The organism is Pseudomonas sp. GW821-FHT09A09, from assembly GCF_059418405.1.
In genome coordinates this window covers 1-5,271 of the sequence record NZ_JBWKPU010000078.1, presented here as the reverse complement: position 1 = coordinate 5,271, position 5,271 = coordinate 1, and the positions used below count along the sequence as shown (strand labels likewise).

The window sequence follows — 5,271 nt, the reverse complement described above, 5'->3', positions numbered from 1 at the left end:
AATTCGCCTCCCGCTGACGAGAGATCGGAAGCGCAAGTGGTTGAAGTTGTTGAAGAAATCTTCGAAAGCTTCTGAAAATAATCACTTGACAGCAAATGAGGCTGCTGTAGAATGCGCGCCTCGGTTGAGACGAAAGATCTTAACCAACCGCTCTTTAACAACTGAATCAAGCAATTCGTGTGGGTGCTTGTGGAGTCAGACTGATAGTCAACAAGATTATCAGCATCACAAGTTACTCCGCGAGAAATCAAAGATGTAACCAACGATTGCTGAGCCAAGTTTAGGGTTTCTTAAAAACCCAAAGATGTTTGAACTGAAGAGTTTGATCATGGCTCAGATTGAACGCTGGCGGCAGGCCTAACACATGCAAGTCGAGCGGTAGAGAGAAGCTTGCTTCTCTTGAGAGCGGCGGACGGGTGAGTAATGCCTAGGAATCTGCCTGGTAGTGGGGGATAACGTTCGGAAACGGACGCTAATACCGCATACGTCCTACGGGAGAAAGCAGGGGACCTTCGGGCCTTGCGCTATCAGATGAGCCTAGGTCGGATTAGCTAGTTGGTGAGGTAATGGCTCACCAAGGCGACGATCCGTAACTGGTCTGAGAGGATGATCAGTCACACTGGAACTGAGACACGGTCCAGACTCCTACGGGAGGCAGCAGTGGGGAATATTGGACAATGGGCGAAAGCCTGATCCAGCCATGCCGCGTGTGTGAAGAAGGTCTTCGGATTGTAAAGCACTTTAAGTTGGGAGGAAGGGCAGTTGCCTAATACGTAACTGTTTTGACGTTACCGACAGAATAAGCACCGGCTAACTCTGTGCCAGCAGCCGCGGTAATACAGAGGGTGCAAGCGTTAATCGGAATTACTGGGCGTAAAGCGCGCGTAGGTGGTTTGTTAAGTTGGATGTGAAATCCCCGGGCTCAACCTGGGAACTGCATTCAAAACTGACTGACTAGAGTATGGTAGAGGGTGGTGGAATTTCCTGTGTAGCGGTGAAATGCGTAGATATAGGAAGGAACACCAGTGGCGAAGGCGACCACCTGGACTAATACTGACACTGAGGTGCGAAAGCGTGGGGAGCAAACAGGATTAGATACCCTGGTAGTCCACGCCGTAAACGATGTCAACTAGCCGTTGGAAGCCTTGAGCTTTTAGTGGCGCAGCTAACGCATTAAGTTGACCGCCTGGGGAGTACGGCCGCAAGGTTAAAACTCAAATGAATTGACGGGGGCCCGCACAAGCGGTGGAGCATGTGGTTTAATTCGAAGCAACGCGAAGAACCTTACCAGGCCTTGACATCCAATGAACTTTCCAGAGATGGATTGGTGCCTTCGGGAACATTGAGACAGGTGCTGCATGGCTGTCGTCAGCTCGTGTCGTGAGATGTTGGGTTAAGTCCCGTAACGAGCGCAACCCTTGTCCTTAGTTACCAGCACGTTATGGTGGGCACTCTAAGGAGACTGCCGGTGACAAACCGGAGGAAGGTGGGGATGACGTCAAGTCATCATGGCCCTTACGGCCTGGGCTACACACGTGCTACAATGGTCGGTACAGAGGGTTGCCAAGCCGCGAGGTGGAGCTAATCCCATAAAACCGATCGTAGTCCGGATCGCAGTCTGCAACTCGACTGCGTGAAGTCGGAATCGCTAGTAATCGCGAATCAGAATGTCGCGGTGAATACGTTCCCGGGCCTTGTACACACCGCCCGTCACACCATGGGAGTGGGTTGCACCAGAAGTAGCTAGTCTAACCTTCGGGGGGACGGTTACCACGGTGTGATTCATGACTGGGGTGAAGTCGTAACAAGGTAGCCGTAGGGGAACCTGCGGCTGGATCACCTCCTTAATCGACGACATCAGCTGCTCCATAAGTTCCCACACGAATTGCTTGATTCATTGAAGAAGACGATAAAGAAGCAGCCCGAAATTGGGTCTGTAGCTCAGTTGGTTAGAGCGCACCCCTGATAAGGGTGAGGTCGGCAGTTCGAATCTGCCCAGACCCACCAATTTTGTGTGGGAAACGCCTGTAGAAATACGGGGCCATAGCTCAGCTGGGAGAGCGCCTGCCTTGCACGCAGGAGGTCAACGGTTCGATCCCGTTTGGCTCCACCACTACTGCTTCTAGAAGTTGAAAGCTTAGAAATGAGCATTCCATCAGATTGATGGTGAATGTTGATTTCTAGTCTTTGATTAGATCGTTCTTTAAAAATTTGGGTATGTGATAGAAAGATAGACTGAACGTTACTTTCACTGGTAACGGATCAGGCTAAGGTAAAATTTGTGAGTTCTCTTAATTGAGAAATTCGAATTTTCGGCGAATGTCGTCTTCACAGTATAACCAGATTGCTTGGGGTTATATGGTCAAGTGAAGAAGCGCATACGGTGGATGCCTTGGCAGTCAGAGGCGATGAAAGACGTGGTAGCCTGCGAAAAGCTTCGGGGAGTCGGCAAACAGACTTTGATCCGGAGATGTCTGAATGGGGGAACCCAGCCATCATAAGATGGTTATCTTGTACTGAATACATAGGTGCAAGAAGCGAACCAGGGGAACTGAAACATCTAAGTACCCTGAGGAAAAGAAATCAACCGAGATTCCCTTAGTAGTGGCGAGCGAACGGGGACTAGCCCTTAAGTGGCTTTGAGATTAGCGGAACGCTCTGGAAAGTGCGGCCATAGTGGGTGATAGCCCTGTACGCGAAAATCTCTTAGTCATGAAATCGAGTAGGACGGAGCACGAGAAACTTTGTCTGAATATGGGGGGACCATCCTCCAAGGCTAAATACTACTGACTGACCGATAGTGAACTAGTACCGTGAGGGAAAGGCGAAAAGAACCCCGGAGAGGGGAGTGAAATAGATCCTGAAACCGTATGCGTACAAGCAGTGGGAGCAGACTTTGTTCTGTGACTGCGTACCTTTTGTATAATGGGTCAGCGACTTATTTTCAGTGGCGAGCTTAACCGAATAGGGGAGGCGTAGCGAAAGCGAGTCTTAATAGGGCGTCTAGTCGCTGGGAATAGACCCGAAACCGGGCGATCTATCCATGGGCAGGTTGAAGGTTGGGTAACACTAACTGGAGGACCGAACCGACTACCGTTGAAAAGTTAGCGGATGACCTGTGGATCGGAGTGAAAGGCTAATCAAGCTCGGAGATAGCTGGTTCTCCTCGAAAGCTATTTAGGTAGCGCCTCATGTATCACTGTAGGGGGTAGAGCACTGTTTCGGCTAGGGGGTCATCCCGACTTACCAAACCGATGCAAACTCCGAATACCTACAAGTGCCGAGCATGGGAGACACACGGCGGGTGCTAACGTCCGTCGTGAAAAGGGAAACAACCCAGACCGTCAGCTAAGGTCCCAAAGTTATGGTTAAGTGGGAAACGATGTGGGAAGGCTTAGACAGCTAGGAGGTTGGCTTAGAAGCAGCCACCCTTTAAAGAAAGCGTAATAGCTCACTAGTCGAGTCGGCCTGCGCGGAAGATGTAACGGGGCTCAAACCATACACCGAAGCTACGGGTATCACGTAAGTGATGCGGTAGAGGAGCGTTCTGTAAGCCTGTGAAGGTGAGTTGAGAAGCTTGCTGGAGGTATCAGAAGTGCGAATGCTGACATGAGTAACGACAATGGGTGTGAAAAACACCCACGCCGAAAGACCAAGGTTTCCTGCGCAACGTTAATCGACGCAGGGTTAGTCGGTCCCTAAGGCGAGGCTGAAAAGCGTAGTCGATGGAAAACAGGTTAATATTCCTGTACTTCTGGTTATTGCGATGGAGGGACGGAGAAGGCTAGGCCAGCTTGGCGTTGGTTGTCCAAGTTTAAGGTGGTAGGCTGAGATCTTAGGTAAATCCGGGATCTTAAGGCCGAGAGCTGATGACGAGCTAACTTTTAGTTAGCGAAGTGGTTGATGCCATGCTTCCAAGAAAAGCTTCTAAGCTTCAGGTAACCAGGAACCGTACCCCAAACCGACACAGGTGGTTGGGTAGAGAATACCAAGGCGCTTGAGAGAACTCGGGTGAAGGAACTAGGCAAAATGGCACCGTAACTTCGGGAGAAGGTGCGCCGGTGAGGGTGAAGGACTTGCTCCGTAAGCCCATGCCGGTCGAAGATACCAGGCCGCTGCGACTGTTTATTAAAAACACAGCACTCTGCAAACACGAAAGTGGACGTATAGGGTGTGACGCCTGCCCGGTGCCGGAAGGTTAATTGATGGGGTTAGCTAACGCGAAGCTCTTGATCGAAGCCCCGGTAAACGGCGGCCGTAACTATAACGGTCCTAAGGTAGCGAAATTCCTTGTCGGGTAAGTTCCGACCTGCACGAATGGCGTAACGATGGCGGCGCTGTCTCCACCCGAGACTCAGTGAAATTGAAATCGCTGTGAAGATGCAGTGTATCCGCGGCTAGACGGAAAGACCCCGTGAACCTTTACTATAGCTTTGCACTGGACTTTGAATTTGCTTGTGTAGGATAGGTGGGAGGCTTTGAAGCGTGGACGCCAGTCTGCGTGGAGCCATCCTTGAAATACCACCCTGGCAACTTTGAGGTTCTAACTCAGGTCCGTTATCCGGATCGAGGACAGTGTATGGTGGGTAGTTTGACTGGGGCGGTCTCCTCCTAAAGAGTAACGGAGGAGTACGAAGGTGCGCTCAGACCGGTCGGAAATCGGTCGTAGAGTATAAAGGCAAAAGCGCGCTTGACTGCGAGACAGACACGTCGAGCAGGTACGAAAGTAGGTCTTAGTGATCCGGTGGTTCTGTATGGAAGGGCCATCGCTCAACGGATAAAAGGTACTCCGGGGATAACAGGCTGATACCGCCCAAGAGTTCATATCGACGGCGGTGTTTGGCACCTCGATGTCGGCTCATCACATCCTGGGGCTGAAGCCGGTCCCAAGGGTATGGCTGTTCGCCATTTAAAGTGGTACGCGAGCTGGGTTTAGAACGTCGTGAGACAGTTCGGTCCCTATCTGCCGTGGACGTTTGAGATTTGAGAGGGGCTGCTCCTAGTACGAGAGGACCGGAGTGGACGAACCTCTGGTGTTCCGGTTGTCACGCCAGTGGCATTGCCGGGTAGCTATGTTCGGAATAGATAACCGCTGAAAGCATCTAAGCGGGAAACTAGCCTCAAGATGAGATCTCACTGGAACCTTGAGTTCCCTGAAGGGCCGTCGAAGACTACGACGTTGATAGGTTGGGTGTGTAAGCGCTGTGAGGCGTTGAGCTAACCAATACTAATTGCCCGTGAGGCTTGACCATATAACACCCAAGCAATTTG

2 tRNA genes and 2 rRNA genes are annotated in these 5,271 nt (G+C 51.1%); all 4 read left to right on the top strand.

From position 1 onward, the window contains the following. Window positions 1-310: 310 nt before the first annotated feature. The 4 genes from AC07OV_RS30525 (at window position 311) to AC07OV_RS30510 (ending at window position 5,252) form a co-directional block, all read left to right on the top strand. Window positions 311-1,847, top strand: a 16S ribosomal RNA gene (locus AC07OV_RS30525). 83 nt (window positions 1,848-1,930) lie between these two features. After that, window positions 1,931-2,007, top strand: a tRNA-Ile gene (locus tag AC07OV_RS30520). A 30-nt stretch (window positions 2,008-2,037) separates the two neighbouring features. Next, window positions 2,038-2,113: transfer RNA gene (locus AC07OV_RS30515), tRNA-Ala, on the top strand. Window positions 2,114-2,360: 247 nt separating this feature from the next. Next, a 23S ribosomal RNA gene (locus AC07OV_RS30510) occupies window positions 2,361-5,252 on the top strand. The 16S and 23S rRNA genes sit together here with 2 tRNA genes alongside, the layout of an rRNA operon. Window positions 5,253-5,271: the final 19 nt, after the last annotated feature.